Annotated in this window: 20 protein-coding genes; 4 read left to right on the top strand and 16 right to left on the bottom strand. The window is 61.8% G+C overall.

What is annotated here, in order from left to right:
- Positions 1-7: 7 nt before the first annotated feature.
- From J2J98_RS10440 to pcsA, 5 genes are read right to left on the bottom strand one after another with little or no spacing between them, the layout of a single operon-like run.
- The gene (locus tag J2J98_RS10440) at positions 8-928 is read right to left on the bottom strand and encodes an ABC transporter permease (protein ID WP_207603039.1); all 921 of its coding nucleotides are present in this window, start codon (positions 926-928) and stop codon (positions 8-10) included.
- Positions 925-2,010, bottom strand: coding sequence for an ABC transporter permease (locus J2J98_RS10435; RefSeq protein WP_207603038.1), 1,086 nt, complete (start codon positions 2,008-2,010; stop codon positions 925-927). Before J2J98_RS10435 ends, J2J98_RS10440 begins: the two co-directional genes overlap by 4 nt.
- On the bottom strand, positions 2,000-3,568 hold the full coding sequence (locus tag J2J98_RS10430; protein WP_207603037.1) for an ABC transporter ATP-binding protein: 1,569 nt from the start codon (positions 3,566-3,568) through the stop codon (positions 2,000-2,002). The genes J2J98_RS10435 and J2J98_RS10430 overlap by 11 nt, the downstream gene beginning before the upstream one ends.
- A gap of 38 nt (positions 3,569-3,606) precedes the next feature.
- The gene (locus J2J98_RS10425) at positions 3,607-4,587 is read right to left on the bottom strand and encodes a quinone oxidoreductase family protein (protein ID WP_064708954.1); all 981 of its coding nucleotides are present in this window, start codon (positions 4,585-4,587) and stop codon (positions 3,607-3,609) included.
- A gap of 10 nt (positions 4,588-4,597) precedes the next feature.
- Positions 4,598-5,326, bottom strand: coding sequence for a phosphatidylcholine synthase (pcsA, locus tag J2J98_RS10420; protein WP_064712893.1), 729 nt, complete (start codon positions 5,324-5,326; stop codon positions 4,598-4,600).
- A 343-nt stretch (positions 5,327-5,669) separates the two neighbouring features.
- On the opposite strand from pcsA, the gene J2J98_RS10415 reads away from it, so the two are divergent.
- On the top strand, positions 5,670-6,482 hold the full coding sequence (locus J2J98_RS10415; RefSeq protein ID WP_064712809.1) for a ferredoxin--NADP reductase: 813 nt from the start codon (positions 5,670-5,672) through the stop codon (positions 6,480-6,482).
- A gap of 50 nt (positions 6,483-6,532) precedes the next feature.
- On the opposite strand, the gene J2J98_RS10410 is transcribed toward J2J98_RS10415, so the two are convergent.
- The 6 genes from J2J98_RS10410 to J2J98_RS10385 form a co-directional block, all read right to left on the bottom strand.
- A complete protein-coding gene (locus J2J98_RS10410) occupies positions 6,533-7,147 on the bottom strand; it encodes a GntR family transcriptional regulator (protein WP_207603036.1) in 615 nt (204 codons plus the stop codon).
- Positions 7,148-7,343: 196 nt separating this feature from the next.
- The gene (locus J2J98_RS10405; protein ID WP_207603035.1) at positions 7,344-8,546 is read right to left on the bottom strand and encodes an ABC transporter permease; all 1,203 of its coding nucleotides are present in this window, start codon (positions 8,544-8,546) and stop codon (positions 7,344-7,346) included.
- The gene (locus tag J2J98_RS10400) at positions 8,536-9,252 is read right to left on the bottom strand and encodes an ABC transporter ATP-binding protein (RefSeq protein WP_064708961.1); all 717 of its coding nucleotides are present in this window, start codon (positions 9,250-9,252) and stop codon (positions 8,536-8,538) included. Before J2J98_RS10400 ends, J2J98_RS10405 begins: the two co-directional genes overlap by 11 nt.
- Positions 9,253-9,264: 12 nt before the next feature.
- Positions 9,265-10,557 (bottom strand): efflux RND transporter periplasmic adaptor subunit, encoded by a 1,293-nt coding sequence (locus J2J98_RS10395; protein ID WP_207603034.1) that lies wholly within the window; start codon positions 10,555-10,557, stop codon positions 9,265-9,267.
- A 213-nt stretch (positions 10,558-10,770) separates the two neighbouring features.
- Positions 10,771-11,145: a GFA family protein gene (locus J2J98_RS10390; protein ID WP_207603033.1), complete on the bottom strand. Its 375-nt coding sequence runs from the start codon at positions 11,143-11,145 to the stop codon at positions 10,771-10,773.
- 9 nt (positions 11,146-11,154) lie between these two features.
- The gene (locus tag J2J98_RS10385) at positions 11,155-11,364 is read right to left on the bottom strand and encodes a hypothetical protein (RefSeq protein ID WP_138394197.1); all 210 of its coding nucleotides are present in this window, start codon (positions 11,362-11,364) and stop codon (positions 11,155-11,157) included.
- A 376-nt stretch (positions 11,365-11,740) separates the two neighbouring features.
- Between J2J98_RS10385 and J2J98_RS10380 the strand changes: the two genes are divergently transcribed.
- Both J2J98_RS10380 and J2J98_RS10375 read left to right on the top strand, forming a co-directional pair.
- Positions 11,741-11,923, top strand: a complete 183-nt coding sequence (locus J2J98_RS10380; RefSeq protein ID WP_207603032.1) for a hypothetical protein — start codon at positions 11,741-11,743, stop codon at positions 11,921-11,923.
- A 120-nt stretch (positions 11,924-12,043) separates the two neighbouring features.
- The gene (locus J2J98_RS10375) at positions 12,044-12,466 is read left to right on the top strand and encodes a hypothetical protein (protein ID WP_207603031.1); all 423 of its coding nucleotides are present in this window, start codon (positions 12,044-12,046) and stop codon (positions 12,464-12,466) included.
- Between the two features lie 33 nt (positions 12,467-12,499).
- Here J2J98_RS10375 and J2J98_RS10370 read toward each other — a convergent pair whose 3' ends face one another.
- The 5 genes from J2J98_RS10370 to J2J98_RS10350 form a co-directional block, all read right to left on the bottom strand.
- Complete coding sequence (locus J2J98_RS10370) at positions 12,500-13,579, bottom strand: ABC transporter ATP-binding protein (RefSeq protein WP_207603030.1); 1,080 nt, start codon at positions 13,577-13,579, stop codon at positions 12,500-12,502.
- 33 nt (positions 13,580-13,612) lie between these two features.
- On the bottom strand, positions 13,613-14,662 hold the full coding sequence (locus J2J98_RS10365; RefSeq protein WP_138394194.1) for a carbohydrate ABC transporter permease: 1,050 nt from the start codon (positions 14,660-14,662) through the stop codon (positions 13,613-13,615).
- Complete coding sequence (locus J2J98_RS10360; RefSeq protein WP_064708968.1) at positions 14,659-15,696, bottom strand: carbohydrate ABC transporter permease; 1,038 nt, start codon at positions 15,694-15,696, stop codon at positions 14,659-14,661. The genes J2J98_RS10365 and J2J98_RS10360 overlap by 4 nt, the downstream gene beginning before the upstream one ends.
- 11 nt (positions 15,697-15,707) lie before the next feature.
- The gene (locus J2J98_RS10355; protein WP_207603029.1) at positions 15,708-16,967 is read right to left on the bottom strand and encodes an ABC transporter substrate-binding protein; all 1,260 of its coding nucleotides are present in this window, start codon (positions 16,965-16,967) and stop codon (positions 15,708-15,710) included.
- Between the two features lie 65 nt (positions 16,968-17,032).
- On the bottom strand, positions 17,033-19,555 hold the full coding sequence (locus J2J98_RS10350) for a hypothetical protein (protein ID WP_207603028.1): 2,523 nt from the start codon (positions 19,553-19,555) through the stop codon (positions 17,033-17,035).
- Positions 19,556-19,741: 186 nt separating this feature from the next.
- On the opposite strand from J2J98_RS10350, the gene J2J98_RS10345 reads away from it, so the two are divergent.
- Entirely contained in the window at positions 19,742-20,797 is a 1,056-nt protein-coding gene (locus tag J2J98_RS10345; protein ID WP_207603027.1) for a LacI family DNA-binding transcriptional regulator, read from the top strand.
- Positions 20,798-20,805 lie beyond the last annotated feature (8 nt).

The raw sequence follows: 20,805 nt of genomic DNA, 5'->3' as shown, positions 1-20,805 counted from the left end.
TTGTTGCTCACCGGTCAGGCACGAAGGCTTTGCCAAGCGAGGCCGGCGTGTTGATCATCGTCGTGCGCCGATTATGCGAGATCATTATGAGGACCACAACTGTCGCCGCATAGGGCAGCATCGACAGGAACTGCGACGGAATGCCGATGCCGAAGGCCTGCGCGTGCAACTGCAGGATCGTCACAGCTCCGAATAGATAACCGCCGGCCAGCAGCCGCCAAGGCCGCCATGAGGAGAAGACGACAAGCGCCAGCGCGATCCAGCCCCGCCCGGACGACATATTCTCGGTCCACTGCGGCGTATAGATCAGCGACAGTTGCGCCCCTGCAAGGCCGGCACACGCACCACCGAACATAACGGCGAGATAGCGCATGCGGATGACGTTGATGCCGAGCGCATGGGCGGAGGCGTGATTATCGCCGATGGCGCGTATCTTCAGGCCGGTGCGGCTTCTGAAGAGGAACCAGTTGACGCCGACAACAAGCAGGATCGACAGGTAGAAGATCAGATCCTGCTTGAACAGGACGGTTCCGACATAGGGAATGGCCGAGAGCACCGGGATTTCGATCGGCAGAAGCCGGATGCCAGGCGCGCCGACGAAGGCTTCGCCGAGCATGCCGGAAGCGCCAAGGCCGAGGATCGTCAGGGCAAGGCCCGTCGCCACCTGGTTGGTGACGAGCGTCAGCGTCAGGAAGGCGAAGAGCAGTGAGAACAGCGCGCCGCTGACGATGCCGCCGACAATGCCGATATAGGCCGATCCGGTAAGCTGGGCGGCGGCGAAGGCGCCGACGGCGCCGATGATCATCATGCCTTCGACGCCGAGATTGAGAACACCGGAGCGCTCCGTCACGAGTTCGCCGAGGGCTGCAATGACGAGCGGCGTCGAGGCGGTGATAACCGTCAGCAGGATGGCTTCGAAGATGCTCATACCGCCCCGCCCCTGGCCCGCGACCAGACAATGCGGATTTTGTAATAGATCAGCATATCGCAGGAGAGCACGAAAAAGAGCAGCAGACCCTGGAACACGCGCGTGACCTTGTCGGAAATGCCAATCGAAAGCTGTGCGGCCTCGCCGCCGAGATAAGTCAGCGCCAGCACCAGGCCTGACGCGATGATCCCGAGCGGGTTGAGGCGGCCGAGGAAGGCAACGATGATGGCGGTGAAACCGTAGCCGGGAGAGATCGCCGGCTGGAGATGGCCGATCGAGCCGGAGACCTCACTGATGCCGGCAAGGCCGGCAAGCGCGCCTGAGAAGAGAAAGCTGAACCAGATCATCTTCTTCGCGGAGAAGCCGGCGAAGCGCCCTGCCCTTTCCGATTGGCCGAGCACGACGATCTCGAAGCCTTTCAACGTATAGCGCAACATGAACCAGACGCCGATCGCCGCAATGATGGCGAAGACGAACGCCCAATGAGCGCGGCCAGATTCTTCCCAGATCGCCGGCAGCACCGCCTCAGGCGCGAAATCGCGCGAAACGGGAAAGTTGAAGCCCTTCGGATCGCGCCAGGCGCCCCGAACCAGCCAGTCCAAGAAAAGCTGGGCGATGTAGACAAGCATCAGTGACGTCAGGATCTCATTGGTGTTGAAATGCGCCTTCAAAAGCGCCGGAACGGCGGCGAAAAGCGCACCACCAAGCGCGCCGAGCACCAGCATCAGCGGCAACACGAGCGGCGAGTGCCAGTCGTAAAAGACGATCGGCAGATAGGAGCCGGTGATGGCTCCGATGGTGAACTGTCCCTCGGCGCCGATATTCCAGTTGTTCGAGCGGTAGCAGACGGCAAGGCCGACGGCGATCAGGATCAGCGGCGCGGCTTTGATCGCCAGTTCGTGCAGCGACCAGACCTCGAGCAGCGGCTCGACGAAGAAGGCGCTCAGCGCCGCGGCCGGGTCCTTGCCGAGCATGGCGAACATGATGGCGCCGAAGGTGAGCGTCAGGACGAGGGCGAGGAGCGGCGAAACGAAGCCGAAGAGCTTCGAAACGTCGGGGCGTTTTTCCAGTTCAATGCGCATGGGCTGCCTCCGCGGCGGAACCGCTCTCGTGCAGGCCGCCCATCAGCAGGCCGATATTTTCGCGCGTCAGTTCACTCGCCGGGAAAGGCCTGGAAAGGCGGCCCTCGGAGATGACGGCAATATCTGTCGCGACCTCGAAGATCTCGTCGAGATCCTGGCTAATGACGACGACGGCGGAGCCGGCCTTTGCAAGGTCGACCAAAGCCTGGCGGATGCGGCTTGCCGCCCCGGCATCCACGCCCCAGGTCGGTTGATTGACGACAAGCACCGCCGGCTGGCGGTCGAGTTCGCGGCCGACGATGAATTTCTGCAGATTTCCGCCGGAAAGAGAGCCGGCGGCCGGATCGTCGCCGCTCTTGCGGACATCCATCGCTTCGGAAATGCGCCTGGCGGCGGATTTCACAGCCCTGCGGCGGATCATGCCGAGCAGGCCCAGAAAGGCCTTGCGATCCGACTGGCTGCGGGCAAGGACGAGATTATCCGACAGTTTCATGGCAGAGACGGCGGCGTGCCCGTGGCGTTCCTCCGGCACGAAGCCGGCGCCGAGCAGGCGGCGCACGGTAATGCCCTGATTGCCGACGTGTCTCTTGCGAATGACGATCGCCTCGGGCGAAGCGACCGGATATTCGCCCGAGAGAACGTCGAAGAGCTCGCTCTGGCCGTTGCCCGCCACACCGGCAATCGCCAGGATCTCACCGGAACGCACAGTCATAGACACCTCTCGCAACGGCATGGCGAAAGGCGTGCGGGCGGCGACGGAAAGGTTGACTACCGCCAGTTGCACCTCGCCTTTGTCGCTGCGCTCAGGATGCGTAACGGCGGCAACCTCGCTGCCGACCATCATGCGGGCGAGCGATGCGGGTGTTTCCTGCTTCGGATCACAGGCGCCGGTTACACGGCCATGGCGCAGCACCGTTGCTCTATCGCAGATGCGCTGCACCTCCTCCAAACGATGGCTGATATAAAGAACCGAACGGCCCTCGGCGCGCAGCTTGAACAGCGTTTCGAACAGCTTGTCGGCTTCCTGCGGCGTCAAAACCGAGGTCGGTTCGTCGAGAATGATGAGCTTTGGATTCTGCAGCAGCGCCCGGACGATCTCGATGCGCTGGCGCTCGCCCACCGAAAGATCGGCGACATGAGCATGCGGATCGAGCGGCAGGCCGTAGGCTAGCGACAGGGCCCTCGCCTCCTCGGCGATCCTGTCGATCGGGATGGCGTCGTCGAGCGACAGCGCTATGTTTTCGGCGACCGTCAGCGCCTCGAACAGTGAAAAGTGCTGGAAGACCATGCCGATGCCAAGCTTGCGGGCCTCGCCCGGCGAGGTGATGGCGACCTCTCTTCCTTCCCAGAGGATGTGCCCGTGCGTCGGCTCGAGAACGCCGAACAGCATCTTGACCAAAGTGGACTTGCCTGCGCCATTTTCGCCGAGAAGTGCATGTATTTCGCCCGGCGCTATGTCGAGATCGATGTCATTGCAGGCGGCAAAGCCACCGAAAAACTTCGTCAGCTTCTGGATGGATAACAACGCACCGGAATCCGGCACATTCAATGCAGACACGTTCCCTCATTTCTTCTGCCAACCGGTCCGTTCGGATCTCATGGAATCAGCAGCGTCGTTCCCGTAGTTTTTCTTGCTTCCAGATCCGCGTGAGCCCGCCCGACCTCACGCAGCGGATAGGTTTGGTTGACATTGATACGCACTTTGTTGCTTTGCACAACATCAAATAGCGCTTGTGCACTATCGACCAATTCCTGGCGCGCGGCGATATAGGTGAAGAGCGTCGGACGCGTCGCAAAGAGTGACCCCTTCTGCGCCAGCTGGGATAGAGTGAAGTTCTCGATCGGCCCGGAGGATTGGCCGAACGAGGCGAACAGACCGCGCGGCTTCAGGCAATCGAGCGACTGTGGAAAAGTATCGCGGCCGATCGAATCATAGACGACATCGACGCCCTTGCCGCCGGTTATTTCGCGGACGCGACCGACAAAGTCATCGCTCTTGTAGTTGATCACGTGGTCGTAACCATGGGCGAGCGCCAGCTCGATCTTGTCTTCGGAGCCCGCGGTACCGATGATGGTGGCGCCGAGCGCCTTTGCCCATTGGCCGGCAATCAGACCGACGCCGCCGGCGGCGGCATGAAACAGGAGCGTTGTCTCAGGCCCGACCTTGAAGGTGCGGTTCAAGAGATATTCGGCAGTCATGCCTTTCAGCATCATCGCCGCCGCCGTTTCCAGCTCTATGCCGTCTGGCACATGCACCAGATGGCGCGCCTCGATATTGCGTTCGGCGCTATAGGCGCCGTCGGCGCTGGCATAGGCGACACGGTCGCCAAGCTTGAAATCGGCAACATCAGGCCCGACCGCCGTCACGGTTCCGGCGCCCTCCTTGCCGGTGACAAAGGGAAGGTGCGGCGCCTTATAGGTACCGTTGCGGAAGTAGACATCGATGAAGTTGAGGCCGATCGCTGCCTGCCGGATCTGCACCTCGCCTGCCGCGGGTGGCGCAAGATCGATGTCGACATAGTCGAAAACCTCAGGTCCGCCCGTCTTCGAGAATGAAACCGCATGCGTCTTCGTCATCTTGCCTGTCCTAAGCTTCGCGTCCAAGGGAGGGGAAGAATTGCAGCACCGCGCCGATGACGTAAAGATAGAGCCCGGTCACGATGAAGAGAATGAGCGCCCATTCCGGCATCTCGAAATGCATCAGCAGCGAATAGACGCCGAGCGCCGACCACAGGAAGAAGACGCCGAGGTTGAGCGGGCGCAGCCTTTTCACGCGAACCGGATGCAGGAAATTGATCGGCAGGAAGGTCAGCACCACCGATATCGTGACGACGATCAGCGCGGTCGTGGCGCTCGCATCGATGACGAACAGTGTGAAGACGATCATGTTCCAGACGACGGGAAAGCCGGAGAAGAAATACTCCTCCGTCTTCATGCCCATGTCGGCATAATAGATGGCGCTGGAGACGACGATCATGCCGGCGGCGACGAACGACCAGGGCTCACCGATCATGCCGCTCTGATAGAGCGCAAACGCCGGCAGAAGCACATAGGTGACGTAATCGATGATATTGTCGAGCGTATCGCCAGACCAGTTCGGCAGAACTTCCTTGACGCGAACTTTGCGGGCAATGGGCCCATCGATGCCATCGACGAGAAGAGCCAGACCCAGCCACCAGAACATGTCGATGAAGCGGTGCTCAGCGGCGGCAACGACGCCGAGAAAGGCCAGGAAGGAGCCGGAAGCCGTCAGAATATGAACGGAAAAGGCGCGCATTTCCGCGTAAGGAACACGCTTGTAATTGAAAATCTTCATAACCCCCGACCGCCTGTCGCGCTCGCCCTGGGCAAGCGTGTTTTATTGCCATCATCACCTGACCCTGTTTCTGAATCGGGTTCGACGCCGTAGGTCTTTGTTGTCGCAATGCTTTTGCCAAAATCAGCATCTGATTGCGGCGCGCCGCTCTAATATGCATCCTTTGGCGGGCTTCGCCAGCGGGAAATATGACATTCCCCGCCAACCATTGAATCCTGACAAGGACACGCATATTTCCTTTGATGAGCGCTGCGTGGAATGGAATGCCTTTAATTCTGGCCGGATATGTAATATCTGCCTCGCATCCGATGGTTCATCCGACGAAACGGGATCCTCTACCGCAATGAACGCGCCTGCAAAGACCGAAGACTTCGCATCGTCCATCCCCGCCGGCGTCTACGCCGAGACGGTGCTCAGCGTGACGCATTACACCGACCGGCTCTTCCGCTTTACGATGACCCGGCCGCAGGGCTTCCGTTTCCGTTCCGGCGAATTTGCGATGATCGGCCTGATGGTCGCAGGCAAGCCTATCTTCCGTGCCTATTCGATCGCCAGCCCTGCCTGGGCCGAAGAGCTTGAATTCTTCTCGATCAAGGTACCGGACGGCCCGCTGACCTCGCATCTGCAGGCAATCAAGCCCGGCGACCAGGTGCTGATGCGCAAGAAGCCGACGGGCACGCTGGTGCTCGATGCGCTGACGCCCGGCCGTCGCCTCTACATGTTCTCGACGGGAACCGGCGTTGCGCCTTTCGCGAGCCTGATCCGCGATCCCGAAACTTATGAGAAGTTCGAGGAGGTCATCCTCACCCATACCACACGCGATGTCGCCGAGCTGAAATACGGCTTCGACCTCGTGCACGAGATCCAGAACGATGAGCTGCTGAAGGAAGTCGTCGGCGACAAACTGCGTCATTATGCGACCGTCACACGCGAGGACTTCGAGTATCGGGGCCGCATCACCGACCTGATCTCGTCAGGCAAGCTCTTTACCGATCTCGGCGTGCCGCCGCTTGATCCAGCAATCGACCGCGGCATGATCTGCGGCTCCTCGGCCATGCTGAAGGACACCAAGGAACTGCTTGAGAAGGCGGGCCTCAATGAGGGCGCCAACAGCAAGCCGGCCGAATTCGTCATCGAGCGCGCCTTCGTCGGCTGACGCTTTTTTGACGAGCATATCTGCAAGCGGCTCCGGAAACGGGGCCGTTTCTATTTGCATGCGAGATAGTCGATCAACGCCGCCATGGCCGCACTGGCATCATCGGGCCTGCCCTGCTGAATGGACCGGATGACGGTGACATGCAGCGCGATGGCGCGGTCCATGCGCTCGGGGCTTGCGGTGGAATACCAGAGGCGACGCGAATGCGTCTGCACCGGGGCGAGCGCGGCCGTGATGAAGCCATTCGGACAGACATCCTCGAGTATCTCGTCAAAGGCCTTGTCGGCGGCGAAGAAGCCAATGAGATCGCCGGTGGCGGCGCATTTTTCCATGGCGTCGGCGCAATCGCTGAGGCGGAGGCGCTGCTCGTCCGTTGCATGTTCGGCAACGAGGCTTGCCGCGATCGGCTCCAGCTCACGGCGCACCTGCATGACATTGCCATGATCCTCCGGCGCGATCTCGGCAACCTGCAGCCCAACCCGCGGCTTCACCAGGATCAGCCCCTGCCAGGCGAGTTTCTGAATCGCCTCGCGCACCGGCGTTCGCCCGTGGCCCGCCATGTCGATCAGTTGCTTTTCGGTGACAAGCGCGCCGGGTTTCAAGACAAGCGTGACGATCAGATGCTCGAGCGCGAGATAGGCACGGTGGCTTTGTGACGTCTGCATGCCGATAATCCCGCCGCCAAACTGATATATCACATTGTGGCACGGTGAAGAAACGAAGACAAGGCGCCGCCAGGAATCCAGGGAGTGACAAATAGATGCCGAGGCCGCATGGCTGAACCGCAATTGTTACAGCTACGCTTTCTCGAAGCACCACCGGAGCCGACCAACCAAAGCCGCCATACACCGAGCCCGCCATTCACTCGTGCCGCAGCGCCTCGATCGGATTGAGCTGCGCTGCTCGTCTCGCCGGGAAATAGCCGAAGATCATGCCGATTGCCGCGGAGAAGAGGAAGGCGACGGCGACCATCATCGGGCTGAAGACGAAGGGAACTTTCAGGAGGGTGACCGCCACCAGACCGAGGCTCAAGCCGAGCACAATGCCGGTGATGCCGCCGAACAGCGAGAGCGCAACCGCCTCGACGAGGAACTGGGTGAGCACCTGGCTTTCGAGCGCGCCGATCGCCAGGCGGATGCCGATTTCCCGAGTTCGTTCGGTGACGGAAACCAGCATGATGTTCATGATGCCGATGCCGCCGACGAGCAGGCTGATTGCAGCGACGGCGCCCAGCAGGCCGGTCAGGAGCGTCGTCGTTCCGGTCATCGCCTCCGCGATCTGCGTCATGTCGTTGACGTTGAAATCGTCCTGCCGGCCGGGAATGATCTTGCGGCGCTCACGCAAAAGATTTTCGACATCGGCCTGCACCTTGGCGGTGGACACGCCGTCGCGCGCCGAGATGATGATCTGCGGTACGTTGCTGTTGCCGCTGATGCGCCGCTGGAACACCTTGACCGGCATGATGACGACATCATCCTGATCGGTGCCCATGCCCGACTGGCCGCGCTTGGAGAGCACCCCGATGACCGGGCATGAAACCTTGCCGACCCGAATCTGCTGGCCTATCGGATCGCCAGCGCCGAAGAGCTCCGAGCGGACCGTCTCGCCGACGATGCAGCGGGACTGGCCGCGCTCCTCGGCTGGAGTGAAAATGCGGCCGAGCGCCAGGTTCCAGTCCTGCGCGACGAAATAATCGTTCGTGGTGCCGGAGACGCTGGTCGAATGGTTCTGTCCGCCAAAGATCACTGTAGCCGTCGACTGGTTGAGCGGCGCCACGGCCCTCAGGCCGCCGATCTGGTCGCGGATGGCGGCGACATCCTTGACGCTGAAGCGTTTCGCCTCGGAACTCGCCCGGCCGGGGCCGAACTGGCCGGGCCGGACGAACAGCATGTTGGTGCCGAGACGCGACAGTTCGGTGGAGACCTGGGCGGTCGTGCCGTTGCCGATCGTGACCAACGCGATGACGGCGGCAACGCCGATGACGACGCCGAGAACGGTGAGGAACGAACGCAGCATGTTGCGGCTGATGGCGCGCAGGGCGAGCTTCAGCGTTTCAAAGAACATGATCCGCCCTCCTGCGATGCTCGACCTCAGTCTCGAGCTTACCGTCGACGAAGCGCAGCAGCCGCCCGGCATAGGCGGCGATATCGGGCTCGTGCGTCACCATGACGATGGTGATGCCCTGCTCGCGATTCAGCCGCGTCATCAGGTCCATGATCTCGACGCTGGTCTTCGTGTCGAGATTGCCTGTGGGTTCGTCGGCCAGCAGCAGCGCCGGCTCGGTGACGATGGCGCGGGCGATGGCGACGCGCTGCTGCTGGCCGCCGGACAGTTCCTGCGTCTTGTGATGTTCTCGGCCGGACAGACCGACCAGGGCCAGCGCCTCGCGCGCCCGTTCGCGCCGCTCGCGCACCCCCATGCCGCGATAGATCAGCGGCAGTTCGACATTCTCGACCGCTGACGTGCGCGACAGGAGATTGAAGCCCTGGAAGACGAAGCCCAGCATGTGGCGGCGCAACAGCGTTAGCTGGCTTCGGTCGAAGCCGCTCGTCGGGATGCCCTGGAAGATGTAATCGCCCGATGTGGGCACGTCGAGGCAGCCGAGAATGTTCATCGCCGTCGATTTGCCGGAGCCCGATGGCCCCATGATCGCCACGAATTCGTGGGCGTCGATCGCAAGATCGACATGATCGAGAGCGCGGATCGCAGCCTCGCCCGCGCCGTAGACTTTCGAGACCTTCCTGAATTCGATGAGCGGCGGGCTTGCCATCCGTCTCTCCGCCTAATTGGTCCGCACGGCGGCGTCGGTCACCAGCGCATCATCTTCCTTGAGTTCGCCGGAGATCACCTGGGTGAACTGGCCGTCGGAGGAGCCGACCTCAATGACGACGGGCGTGGCGCGGCCGTTGCGCACGACCCAGACGCGGCGCTGAGCTCCCGTCAGCGCCTGGCCGGTATCGCCCCCGCGTCGGCGTGGCGGGCCGAAGATCCCGAGAATGCCGCGGCCGCGTCGTTCCGCCTGCGGCGGGGCATAACGCAACGCGGCGTTCGGTACCATCAGCGTATCCTTGACAGCCTCGACGGTGATGTCGGCGGTGGCCGTCATCCCGGGGCGCAGCAGCAGGTCGGCATTGTCGACCGAGAGTACCGCCTTATAGGTCACCACATTATTGACCACTTCGGAGGCGAAGCGGATCTGCTCGATCTCGGCTGGGAAAGACCGGTCGGGATAGGCATCGACGGTAAACTTCGCCTTCTGGCCGACGGCGATCTTGCCGACATCGGCCTCGTCGACATCGACCTGAAGCTCCATCTTCTTCAGGTCGCCGGCAATGGTAAAGAGGATGGGCGCCGAAAGCGAGGCTGCGACGGTGGCGCCCGGGTTGACCGAACGGGTGAGGATCACGCCGTCGATTGGCGAGACGATCTTTGCCTTGGCGAGATTGACTTCGGCAAGCTGCAGGTCGGCCTCTGAGGCGAGAACCTCGGCTTCGTTGATCTGTTTGGCGGCGACGGCGGAATCATATTTATAGGTGGCGTCGTCAAGGCTCTGCTGGGTGGAGACGTTGCTCCTGACAAGGCTCTTCAGCCGTTCGAGCGAGGTGCTGGCTGATTCGAGATCGGCATTGGCCTTGGCGACATTCGCCTTGGCCGAATTGACCTTGGCGCGCGAGCTCTTCACATCCGCCTCGAGCTTGTTGGTGTCGAGCAGCGCCAGCACATCGCCCGCCTTGATGGTGCTGTTATAATCGACGTTAACGTCGCGGACAGTGCCGGAAAGCTCGCTCGATATATCCACCTGCTCAGTCGGCTGCACCGAACCGGTGGCAGTGACGAGCACCGTCAGCGCGCCGCGTTTTGCCGGCTGCGTGGTGTAGCTCACTTCGCTTTGCCCACGGCCGACGTAGAAATAAGCAGCAGCCGCAGCAGCAGCGAGAAGGATCAAGAGAACCAGGAGGCGTCCGCGCCAGCGGCCCCGCTTGTTCTGCCTTGCCGACGCGGCAAGAACCGTTGCGAGGTCGGGCGTCGCGCCGGCCTTTGCTCCGGTTTCGTCGCCGCTTACGATTTTGTTCATGTCATCCTCGATCGGTCAGTGGCCGCCTCGGCCCTGCAATGAACTAATCACACTGCAGATGAACCGGGAATTAGCGTTGCCGCCGAAGTGGCACGGAATTACGGACGGGTGAAATGAAATATTGGTAAGAAAAGTCAAGTTTGTCGCGGCGGAGCCTGTCGCCCTAAAATCTGCAGCGTTTTCGCGCTCCGGACAGGCAGAAATCATCGCCCGTCAGTCGGTGTCCTCTGTGTATTGTCTGGCATCCGGCAGTGGATGCAGCCACGATTCGCGCCGCTTGATCCAGACTTCATGGTTCGGCTCAAGATCCGTCGGGGGATTGTCGAGCGAGCCGAGACGGATTTCCACCGCCTGCTCCTGAAGGCAGAAAAGCCTGCCGCCGCAGGCGGGGCAGAAGCTGCGGCCGGCGAAAGTTGAAACCTCGCCGCTATGGGAGAAAGCGGAGCGAGGCCAGAGCGCGAAGAAGACGAAGGCGGAACCGCTCGATTTGCGGCAATCAGCGCAGTGGCAGAGGCCGACGCGAAGCGGCTCGCCTTCCACCCGATAGGCGACCGCTCCGCAAAGGCAGCTTCCCGTTCTGAGCCTCATTGTCCGCCGTCAGGAGTCGAGTTTGGTGGGGAGCCGCGGGGGACGGCGCTTTGCCGCCATCAGCAGATCGAGCTCCGTGGCCGAGGGGCCAAATTTCTCGTAGAGGCGCTTGGCCTCCTTATCGTCCAACCGGTATTTCCGGGCAAATTCGCTCATACTGTAGGGGCGGCCGCGCAACACTCTTCGCGCCGGGGTCGCCGTTTTCGGTGCGTCGGTCATGGTTTTCTCCTTTCATCAGATCCCATTTAAGCTAGAGCGGTCCGTCCATTTGAAAAGAGTCGAGGGGCCGTCTCGGGGGCCGTGAACGAGCACGGATGCGGCTGATTTTCCTGGAACCTTTTTGCTGAAGGACGGTTTTCGAAGCGAGGTTGCGGGCCGCGCCAGGCGGACGCGGCGGTGCTGGAGAACATCGGAATTTCTCCGCCTTCTTCCGATGGCCAACGAAATGGCAGACGAGCTCCCTACCCGCCCGGCCCGCCTCCTCATCCTCTTTTCCGGCGAGATCACGAAATGTTAAAATGCGGAACGCATGCGCCGGGGCGAGGTTGTAACACGAGGTCGACGTGGCCTCAGTTCAAAACCAAGGAGAAACCAAATGGCAAACCAAGGTGGAACCCATGAACAGCACGTCAAGGCTGGGCAGCAGAGTCACAAGAACGACTCCAATACCCGCAGCGCCTCTTCAGGCGGCCGCGACGCGCAGTCCAGCGGAACCCGCGGCGGCAGCCATGAGCAGCATGTGGAGGCTGGTCAACAAAGCCACAAGAACAGCCACTAAGCTGTCGTGACCGTAAAACTCAGCCCGCGCCCTCCATTCCGGCGCGGGCTTTTTCGTGACCTTGAAGCTGGGCTGGCATTTGGATAGCATCATAGACTATAACGCGACCCGAAAGCGAATATGAAGAAGTTCAATCTCGGAATGCCTCAGAGAGGCCTGCTCTTTCAATCCTATTTTGTGGGCATGACTTTGGCCCATGTCCCTATGTTCTTTGGAGACATCGGACTGATAGCACTTTTTTTAAAGTTTGTTTTTTCCATACCAGTCATGGTCGGGATATATTTCTTATATATTTTTAAATATAAGCAAGTACATTCACGTCCATTTTTCTGGTCTGCGCTAACATTTGTTTTTTCTTTGTTCCTTGCCATGCTGATTTACGTTTTGTTATTTTTCGATGGAGGCCGGATGCATCTTCGTCTTTTATCTGTTTTTTTCATTTTTGCTGTCCCGTCATCGTTAATTGCCTGCGCTTACTTCGCTCTGAGACTTTGGCTACAGATAAGATTTTCTTGCGGACGGCAGAGCGAAGCTGCGATTTGACGAATGGCGCCGTTGTGGATGGACGCTGAGGGCTCAAGACAGACGCCGGCCGTCCTCGCCGAAAAGGTGCAGAACCTCGGGGGCGAGATGGAGCGGCAGGCTGTCGCCTCTCTTCATACTCTGCTGGCCGGCGAAGACGGCAATCAGCTTCTTGCCGGCGGCTTCAGTGTGGACCACGGTTTCAGAACCCAGTCCCTCGACAAGGGTGACCCGCGTGTCCAGCCTGCCTAAGGCGGCTGCATCCGCAAGTGTGATGTGCTGTGGCCGGATACCGATGCTGACCCTTTCGCCCACCGGGCGCTGCTCCCTGGCAATGACGGAAAGACGGTGGCCGCCGACGGTTTCGACCTCGGTGAAGTCGCCCTCGTGGCCGACGATCGAGGCTTCCAGGAAATTCATGTGCGGCGCGCCGATGAAGCCGGCGACGAAGCGATTGGCCGGCTTGTTGTAAAGTTCCAGCGGTGTTCCCACCTGCTCGATCCTGCCGCCTCTCAAGACGACGATGCGGTTTGCGAGCGTCATCGCCTCGACCTGGTCATGGGTGACATAGATCATCGTCGCCTTCAGGCGGGCGTGCAGGGCGGCGAGTTCGGCGCGCATGCTCACCCGTAGCTCGGCGTCCAGATTGGACAGCGGCTCGTCGAGCAGGAAGGCATCCGGCCGGCGCACGATGGCGCGGCCGATTGCGACGCGCTGGCGCTGGCCGCCGGAGAGCTGGCCCGGGCGGCGCTGCAGAAACGGGTCGATCTCCAGCATCCTGGCGGCATCAGCGATGCGGGTTTCGATCTCGGCCTTGGCCACCTTGGTATTCTCCAACCCGAAGGCCAGATTCTCGCGCACGCTCATGTGCGGATAAAGCGCATAGGACTGGAAGACCATGGCAAGGCCGCGGTCGGCCGCGCCGATCGCGGTGACGTCCTTGCCGTCGATGGCGATACTGCCGCCCGTGGGTTTGTCGAGGCCGGCGATCAGCCGCAGCAGCGTCGATTTCCCGCAACCGGACGGGCCGACGAAAGCGACGAACTCGCCGTCATTGACGGCGAGCGAGACATCGCGGATGACCTCGACGGCGCCGAAATTCTTGACGATGTTCCTGAGCTCGAGACCGCTCATGCACTCTCCTGTTTCATTTCTAGATCGGCCGGCCTATTTCAGTCCGGAACCGGCAATGCCCGTTGTGATGAAGCGCTGCAGGAAAACGAAGATCAGCACAACGGGGATCATCGAGACGACGGTCATGGCGAGGATATAGTGCCATTGCACATTGAGTTCGCCGGCATAGACGTTGAGGCCGACCTGCAGCGTGTAGAGCTCCTTGCGCGACAGTACGATCAGCGGCCAGAGGAAGTCGTTCCAGCGCCAGACCACCGAGAAGATCGCCAGCACCGCCAGCGCCGGGGCCGATAGCGGCAGGATGATGCGCCAGTAGATCTGCCATTCGCTGGCCTTGTCCATGCGCGCCGCGTCGATCAGCTCGTCGGGTATCGTCAGCATGTATTGGCGCAGCAGGAAAACGCCCGTGGGCGTGGCGACGGTCGGCAGGATGACGCCCCAGAGGCTGTCGAAAAGGTTCAAGCTGCCGATGACGGAATAGAGTGGCACCACGATCACCGAGAGCGGCACCATCAGCGTTGCCAGGATCATCAGCATGACGGCGGTGCGGCCGGGGAACTGGTATTTCGACAGCGCGAAGGCGGCCATCGAATTGACCAGCAGCGTGATTGCCGTCGCCACAACAGTCACGAAGACGGAATTGCGCAGGAACAGGAAGAAATCGAAGCGCTGGAAAGGCTCTGTGTAGTTGCCGGCGGCGAATTCGACCTTACGCACCGGCGCGCGGTCCTTGATGTTGACCTTGACGATTTCGCCGGGCTGTTTCGGATCGATCATCTGGCCCATGATGCCGATGCGGCGGACTTCGGCGAGCACGTGGGTGCTGCCATCCGGCATCGTCACGTTGTAGAGCGGCAATGGTTTGTCGTAACCCGGCACCACGGCCTGCTCGGTGACATAGGGCAGGAAGGACGGCGGGAACTCGGCAAGGGCGGCCGGCGTCTTGAAGGAGGAGAAGACCAGCCAGACGGCCGGGCCGAACATCAGGAAGACGCCTGATATCAGCCAGATCCAGGTGACGACGTCGGTCCAGTGCCAGCCGCGGCCGCGGCGGCGAAGCAGGAAGGTGGCGACGGCGCTCATAGACGTTTCCCCTTCTTCTCGTTGCGGCCGCTGGCGGCGAGCTGCACCAGCGTCAGGATGACGAGCACGATGCCCATCAGGATCGAGGCGGCCGAGGCGAGCCCCGGGTTGCGCAGCGAACTCGCAAAGCCGGTCTCGTAAATAAACTGGGTGATGTACATGGTGCTGGTTCCGGGCCCGCCGCCAGTGAGCACGAAAACCTCGTCGAAAATCTGCACGGCGCGGATCAGCGCCAGGACCAGGACGACAATGAGATTGGGCATCAGCAGCGGCAGGGTGATGCGCCGGAAGATACGGGTTGGGCTTGCCTTGTCCATAGCCGCCGCTTCGTAGAGATCCCTCGGGATCGCCTGAAGGCCGGCGAGCAGGATCAGCGCATAAAAGCCCATATGCGCCCAGACCGAGACGAAGACGGCGAAGAAGAAGGCCCAAAAACGGTCGCTCAGCCAGGAGAAGGGTTCGAAACCGAAGGGGCTCAGCGCATAGTTCAACAGGCCTTCACGCTGCAGGATCCACTTCCAGATCAGGCCGACGACGACGGGCGACAGCAGCACCGGAAAGAAGAAGACTGCGCGCCAGAAGCCACGATTGGAAAGTTCGCGATTGAGGATCAAAGCCGTCGCGAGCGCGGCGATCAGCATCGCCGCCACTTGGAAGACGACGAAGACGGCGGTGTTGCGCACGGCCGCCCAGAAGGTGTCGGCAGCACAAGTGGACGGGTCGAGATAGGAGCCGCAATCGAACAGGATGCGGTACTGCTGATCGCCGACATAGGTCCGGTTCTGAAGGAAGATGGCGCCGCCGCTCGTCGTCGAATAGAGGAAGTTGATGACCAGCGGCAGGAGCACGAAGACGGAAAAGATCAGCATGTTAGGCGCCAGGAAGACGCCGGCCATGCCATTCAGGCCCGTCAGCTTCTGCCAGGCGCGCATGGGAATGTCGATCATCCCCATGAAGAGGCGGACAGGCGCATTGAGCGCCTGCCGCAGACCGGCTTTCGCCGGCGGTTCGGAAGAAACCGTCTTCTCCGCCATCCGCTCTTCCGTCAGTTGCCGGCGACCTTGGCCTTGATGTCCTCGTCGATGCGGGCATAGGCGTCGTCGAGCTTCATTTCGCCGGCGATGACCTGGCTGATGCGGGCGACGATGGCGCTGTAATAGGCGTCCGACCATTTCCAGCCCGGCAGCTTCACCGCAGGCGCGGCCGTCTGACCGGCCGATTCGACGAAGGCCTTCAGCGCCGCCTGCACATGCGGATTGTCCGTCTTGAAGTCCACCTGGCCGGCGGCCACCCCCTTATGCGCCGGAATGAACAGGCTGCGCTCGGCAAATTCCTTCTGCACGTCGGCACCTGCCAGGTAATCCATCACCTTGGCGACATCCTTCGGGTTCTTGGTGTACTTGACGGCGACGAGGCCGGCGCCGCCCTGCATGCCGCTGCAGGCGACCGTGCCGCACGGGCTTCCGGCCATGACCCAGTCGAAACTGTCGCCGATCTTCTGGGCGAAGGCAGAAACCTGCCAGCTGCCCGAATAATAATAGGCAAGACCGCCATTGATGAAGTCTTCGGCGGCAGAGCGATAGGTGGTGCCGGCAGCGCTGACCCAGACGTCCTTGTTGACGGTGCCGTCCTCGTTCCATTTGACGAAGCGGCTGAGGAACTCCTTGGCGCCCTGATCGATGGGCGCCGGCTTGCCGTCGGCGGCGATATAGTTGGCGCCGTAGGAGATGTTCGGGCCGGAAACGCGGTGCCCAGAGCGGTCGATCGCCATGGCGAAGACCTTCTGGCTGTCGGCTACCTTCCGGGCTGCCGCCGCCCAATCGTCCCAGGTCGCCTTCGGGCCGGGAATTTCGACACCGGCCTGATCGAACAGCGTCTTGTTGACGAAGCCGCCGGTGAGCGTCAGCTGCGTCATGAAGCCGGTGATGGCGTTCGAACCGTCGGGACGCATCCAATCGGCCTGGGCGCCGAAATTATCGTCCCAATATTTCGCGTCGGCGAGGAGCGGGCGAAGATCGAGCCAGTGCTGCGCCTGCGCCTTCAGATTGGTGACGCGGGCGATATCCGGTCCCTGCCCGGCTTCCAGCTGGACCGGCAGCTGCTCCTTGACGACGTCATAGGAGACTTCGTCGAGAATGACGTTGACGTCGGGATTGGCTTTCGAGTAGCGTGCCAGCAGGTCCTTGATGACGGCGCCTTCGCCGCCATCGGAATACCACATGATGCGCACGTCGCCGGCTTGGGCGGCAACCGAACTCAAGAGAACCGCAGCCAAAGCCGCGCCTATCGATTTCATTCTGGTCATTTTCTCCTCCTCTTGACCGATGAATTCCTGCGCCCGGCCGGTCCTCCACCTGCCGGACATGTCGTCTACGAGGCGGCGCGCCGAGGCTGGCTGCCCGGTATCTCCAGATGTATCGCTTCCCCCCGCACAGACCAGTCCGACGGCCTGAGAATACGGCCCTCGGCGCGCACCGTACCATCCTCCTCGAAGACCACCTCTCCATAATCCGGATCGAGGATGATCAATGCGCCGGCTGCGTCCCGGCGTGCTGCGAGGGCGGTGAACCGCGACCGCATTCTGCCGATATCACCCTCGCGCTCGAGATCGGAGAGACGGACGATCCAGCGGCCTTTGCGGCCGGCCAGGCGCAGCTCGACATCCGTCGTAGGCCCCAGCTTCACCGGCTCAAGCGGTCCGTTGCCGATCAGCATCGCAAGGCCGCTGCCGCAACGGGCAAGCGCCAGATTGCCGCCGACGGCCGTCTCGTCGAAGGCTTCGAGCGGGAACCAGGCATGGGTGAAATCCGGCTGCCCCTCGTGGATATCGAAATCGAGGATGGCCAGATCGCGGTACTGATGCACGCGCGGCAGGGTTCCGCAGCCGCCCCAGAAGCTCGGCCGGCCGTAGCCGAACTGGATGGTTTCACCAGGATGGTTGATCCAGATCTGCGCCTCCGGCCGGCGGCCCAAGCGCAAATGCAGCACCGTCTCCTGATAACCCCAGGCACCGGGGCGATAATGGGCGATAGTGCCAAGCGCAGTCTCGCGCGTCTTGTAGTGATAGAGGGCGGCGAAACGGTTCTCGCCCTGGGAAAACGTCCATTCCTGCGCGTCGTCGGATTGGTGCGCAGCGATCGCCGCGAGCTCTTCCGGAAAACGCAGGCCGTGATCGCGGATGCAGACGGCAAGCTGCGGCAGCGCGTGGACGCGCCGGCCGTACCAGCCACGGCCCCAGAGCAGCCGGGCGATGGCCGACAGCTCAACCGAGCGGCCGGGGCGTAGCGTATGTTCATAGGAGCGGCCCTGGCTGCCAGTCAGCATGCCGTGATGGGCCGAGCGGGCGACGATTTTCATCAGGCGGATGATGCTGGCATTTGCACGGTTGCGGATCGTCTCATCCGGGGCGCAGGCAGCAAGCGCCGTCAGCCCCTTGAGGTCGATCGGGAAATAGGGAACCGAATTCCACTCAGCCATTTCCCAGCGCTCGAAATGATCGAGCCAGGCGCGAACCCGCTCTTCGCCGACCCTCATCTGCTCGGCGCCGGTACGGCCGGAACGGACGAAGACGGCATCGGGGAACAGCCTGCCGCCGAGATAGGCGGCGGTGTGAAAGAGCAGCGCGTGATTTTCCGAAAAATACCACTGCACGTCGTTGCCGGGCTCGTCCATCCAGTAGCGGTAATTAAGAACGGCGCGCTCGATCTTCTGCCGCAGATCCTGCGACAGCAGATCGCTCCAGCGCGTATAGGCAAACAGCAGTGGCACCAGCACGAAATCGGCGCAGTCGTGACAATCCTCGATAACAGGCAGCATGGCCGCGATCATCGCCTCGGTCTCCTCGCCGCTCTGCCCGAGTGCAAGGCGCGCGAAGGCGCAGACCGTATCGGGTTCAGAATGGGAGGCAACCTCGGCAAGCGCCTCGGCGATGCGATCCTCAAGCGTGGCGGGTGCCTGCCCCTGACGCTGGGGGTGACAGATTTCAACGCCGAGCGTGCGGCCGAGCGAAAATTCGCCTGTTTTCAATGTGATCCGGAAATGGCGAAAATCGGCGGGCATATCAGCCGAGGCGCCGAGCTCCAGTTTCGTTGCTCCCGCTTCCAATGCAAAATCATAATCGAAGCGCTCGACCGACATGAAGTCGCCTTCGATCTCGACATGGCAGGTCAGCGCCACCGGCAGCGGCGCGGGAAAAAGGATCGTCACGTCCTCGCCGAGATAGGCGGTGCGGTCGAAGCGCATGCCTTCGAGAACCGCTTCCAGCCCGTCCGCGTCATCGGCGGTGATGGGAACAGGCACCGATGTGTCAACGTCAGGCCCCTCGAGATAATCGAGCTGGAAATAGAAGCGGGCGTCGCGCTCGGCGAGATCTTCGAAATAGATGCGGACCTCGTTGAGGCCTTGGGAAAGCTCAACATCGAAAGTCTGCTGGCTTTCCAGATTGCGCTCGTAATGCGCCATGAAGCCCTGCTCGCGGCCGTTGACGAAGAGAATGGCGCCGCCGCAGGTCGAGAGGCGAAGCGTGGCGGACCCGGCCGCGCGGGCGTCGAGGAAAGTGCGCGCCCAGCAGCCGATGCGCGTCGGACGAAACCAGAAGCCGGAGAGGTCGACGCGCGGCGATGAAAAGGGAAGCCACCAGCGGGCAGCCTCGAATTCGGCGGCCGGCTGCGGTCTTCGGCCGGAGAAGGATGCCTTGAATTCGGTGCGGCAGGGATATTGGTGCGGAATGAAGTTCTTCGTCTTGGTGACGAAGAAGAACGGATCCATGCTGCCTTCCATTGGGCGATCGGCGACGTCATAGCGCGCCTCCAAGAGATGGCCGAGCTGCCAATAGACGATCGGGCCATTCTTTGCCGTTTCGCGACGCAGATGGGATTGCTGCTCAGCAGTCATCTCAAACCCGCTCTGACCTTGGACTTTCCGAGAAAACGCCGACGCATGGATGGCGGTCAAGCCGCATCTTCAAAGCCTCCCTGCTCTGCCGCTTGTCGCGGACTCCTCGGCGGCAATTGTGCACAGGCATTCCATTTGCGCAATCTGAAAGATTTTTGCATAACAGCAGGGGAGCGAGGAGATGTCATGGCCGCGGAGCAGAAAAAGGGCAGGCGCACACGCCTCGACGACATTGCCGCGCGATGCGGCGTGTCGATCAGCACAGTCTCGCGCGCGCTCGCCGGCGAAAAGGGCGTGAGGCCTGAGATCCGCAAGCTGGTGCTGGAAACGGCAAGCGCAGTGAGCTATGCCGTTCCGGCGAGCGTGGCCGGCAAGAAAGTCATGCTCGTAGCCTCCGGCGCGGCGATGATCGACTTTGTCCGCAATCAGTTCACGCTTCACGTGCTCGAAGGATTGAATGCGCGCGCCGCCGCCCTCGGCATCGAGGTCGCCATGCGCCCCATCGCCGGCAAGGCGGACGAAGCCCGTGTCATTGCCGAGATGCGCAACGATGCAAGTTTCGGCGGCATGCTGATCCTGACCGTCGACGACGAGGACATGCTCGCTGCAGCCGCCAGCTTGGGAAAACCGGTCGTGCTCGTCAACAGCGACGATCCCTATATGCGGCTTTCGAGTGTGACGCCCTGCAACCGCTCGGCCGCCTTCATCGCCGCCGAGCGGCTGATCAAGGCCGGGCATCAGCGTATCCTGTTCATGCTGCGGCCGGGACGGCGAACGATCGAGCGGCGCCTGGAGGGCTGGCGCGACGCGCTGCAGCATCATGGGCTGAAGGCCGATGCCGATCTGGTGCTCGAGGTCGACGACTGGCTGCCGGAACTCGGCGCCGAGGCGATCACCCGCCTCGTCCGCGACAAAGACCTCTTCTTCACCGCAGTCCTGACGGCGGGCGACAGCCTTGCCAACGGCGCCGTGCGCGGATTGCAGGCAATGGGTTATAACGTGCCGCAGGACGTCTCCGTCATGGGCATCGACGACCTGCCGCAATCGGCCTTCCTCAACCCGCCGCTCTCGACGGTGCATATTCCGATGCGCGAACTCGGCGCCACCGCGCTCGATCTGCTGCGCGACATGATGCTCGGCCTTGCCTTGCCGCGTCGCCGTGTCGAGCTGTCCTGTCATCTGGTCGAAAGGGGCAGCGTCGCAGCCGTCCGCCGCACCCATGCCGCAGCGACCGACCGGTGATGATCAAG

This window comes from Rhizobium bangladeshense, from assembly GCF_017357245.1.
Classification (GTDB): Bacteria; Pseudomonadota; Alphaproteobacteria; order Rhizobiales; family Rhizobiaceae; genus Rhizobium; species Rhizobium bangladeshense.
This window is presented reverse-complemented; position numbering and strand designations above follow the sequence as displayed.

Excerpts from the sequence above, each read along its gene's own strand:
- J2J98_RS10440 (WP_207603039.1), bottom strand. The coding sequence starts at position 928 with ATGAGCATCTTCGAAGCCATCCTGCTGACGGTTATCACCGCCTCGACG.
- J2J98_RS10435 (WP_207603038.1), bottom strand. The coding sequence starts at position 2,010 with ATGCGCATTGAACTGGAAAAACGCCCCGACGTTTCGAAGCTCTTCGGC.
- J2J98_RS10425 (WP_064708954.1), bottom strand. The coding sequence starts at position 4,587 with ATGACGAAGACGCATGCGGTTTCATTCTCGAAGACGGGCGGACCTGAG.
- pcsA (WP_064712893.1), bottom strand. The coding sequence starts at position 5,326 with ATGAAGATTTTCAATTACAAGCGTGTTCCTTACGCGGAAATGCGCGCC.
- J2J98_RS10415 (WP_064712809.1), top strand. The coding sequence starts at position 5,670 with ATGAACGCGCCTGCAAAGACCGAAGACTTCGCATCGTCCATCCCCGCC.
- J2J98_RS10410 (WP_207603036.1), bottom strand. The coding sequence starts at position 7,147 with ATGCAGACGTCACAAAGCCACCGTGCCTATCTCGCGCTCGAGCATCTG.
- J2J98_RS10405 (WP_207603035.1), bottom strand. The coding sequence starts at position 8,546 with ATGTTCTTTGAAACGCTGAAGCTCGCCCTGCGCGCCATCAGCCGCAAC.
- J2J98_RS10400 (WP_064708961.1), bottom strand. The coding sequence starts at position 9,252 with ATGGCAAGCCCGCCGCTCATCGAATTCAGGAAGGTCTCGAAAGTCTAC.
- J2J98_RS10395 (WP_207603034.1), bottom strand. The coding sequence starts at position 10,557 with ATGAACAAAATCGTAAGCGGCGACGAAACCGGAGCAAAGGCCGGCGCG.
- J2J98_RS10390 (WP_207603033.1), bottom strand. The coding sequence starts at position 11,145 with ATGAGGCTCAGAACGGGAAGCTGCCTTTGCGGAGCGGTCGCCTATCGG.
- J2J98_RS10385 (WP_138394197.1), bottom strand. The coding sequence starts at position 11,364 with ATGACCGACGCACCGAAAACGGCGACCCCGGCGCGAAGAGTGTTGCGC.
- J2J98_RS10380 (WP_207603032.1), top strand. The coding sequence starts at position 11,741 with ATGGCAAACCAAGGTGGAACCCATGAACAGCACGTCAAGGCTGGGCAG.
- J2J98_RS10375 (WP_207603031.1), top strand. The coding sequence starts at position 12,044 with ATGAAGAAGTTCAATCTCGGAATGCCTCAGAGAGGCCTGCTCTTTCAA.
- J2J98_RS10370 (WP_207603030.1), bottom strand. The coding sequence starts at position 13,579 with ATGAGCGGTCTCGAGCTCAGGAACATCGTCAAGAATTTCGGCGCCGTC.
- J2J98_RS10365 (WP_138394194.1), bottom strand. The coding sequence starts at position 14,662 with ATGAGCGCCGTCGCCACCTTCCTGCTTCGCCGCCGCGGCCGCGGCTGG.
- J2J98_RS10360 (WP_064708968.1), bottom strand. The coding sequence starts at position 15,696 with ATGGCGGAGAAGACGGTTTCTTCCGAACCGCCGGCGAAAGCCGGTCTG.
- J2J98_RS10355 (WP_207603029.1), bottom strand. The coding sequence starts at position 16,967 with ATGACCAGAATGAAATCGATAGGCGCGGCTTTGGCTGCGGTTCTCTTG.
- J2J98_RS10350 (WP_207603028.1), bottom strand. The coding sequence starts at position 19,555 with ATGACTGCTGAGCAGCAATCCCATCTGCGTCGCGAAACGGCAAAGAAT.
- J2J98_RS10345 (WP_207603027.1), top strand. The coding sequence starts at position 19,742 with ATGGCCGCGGAGCAGAAAAAGGGCAGGCGCACACGCCTCGACGACATT.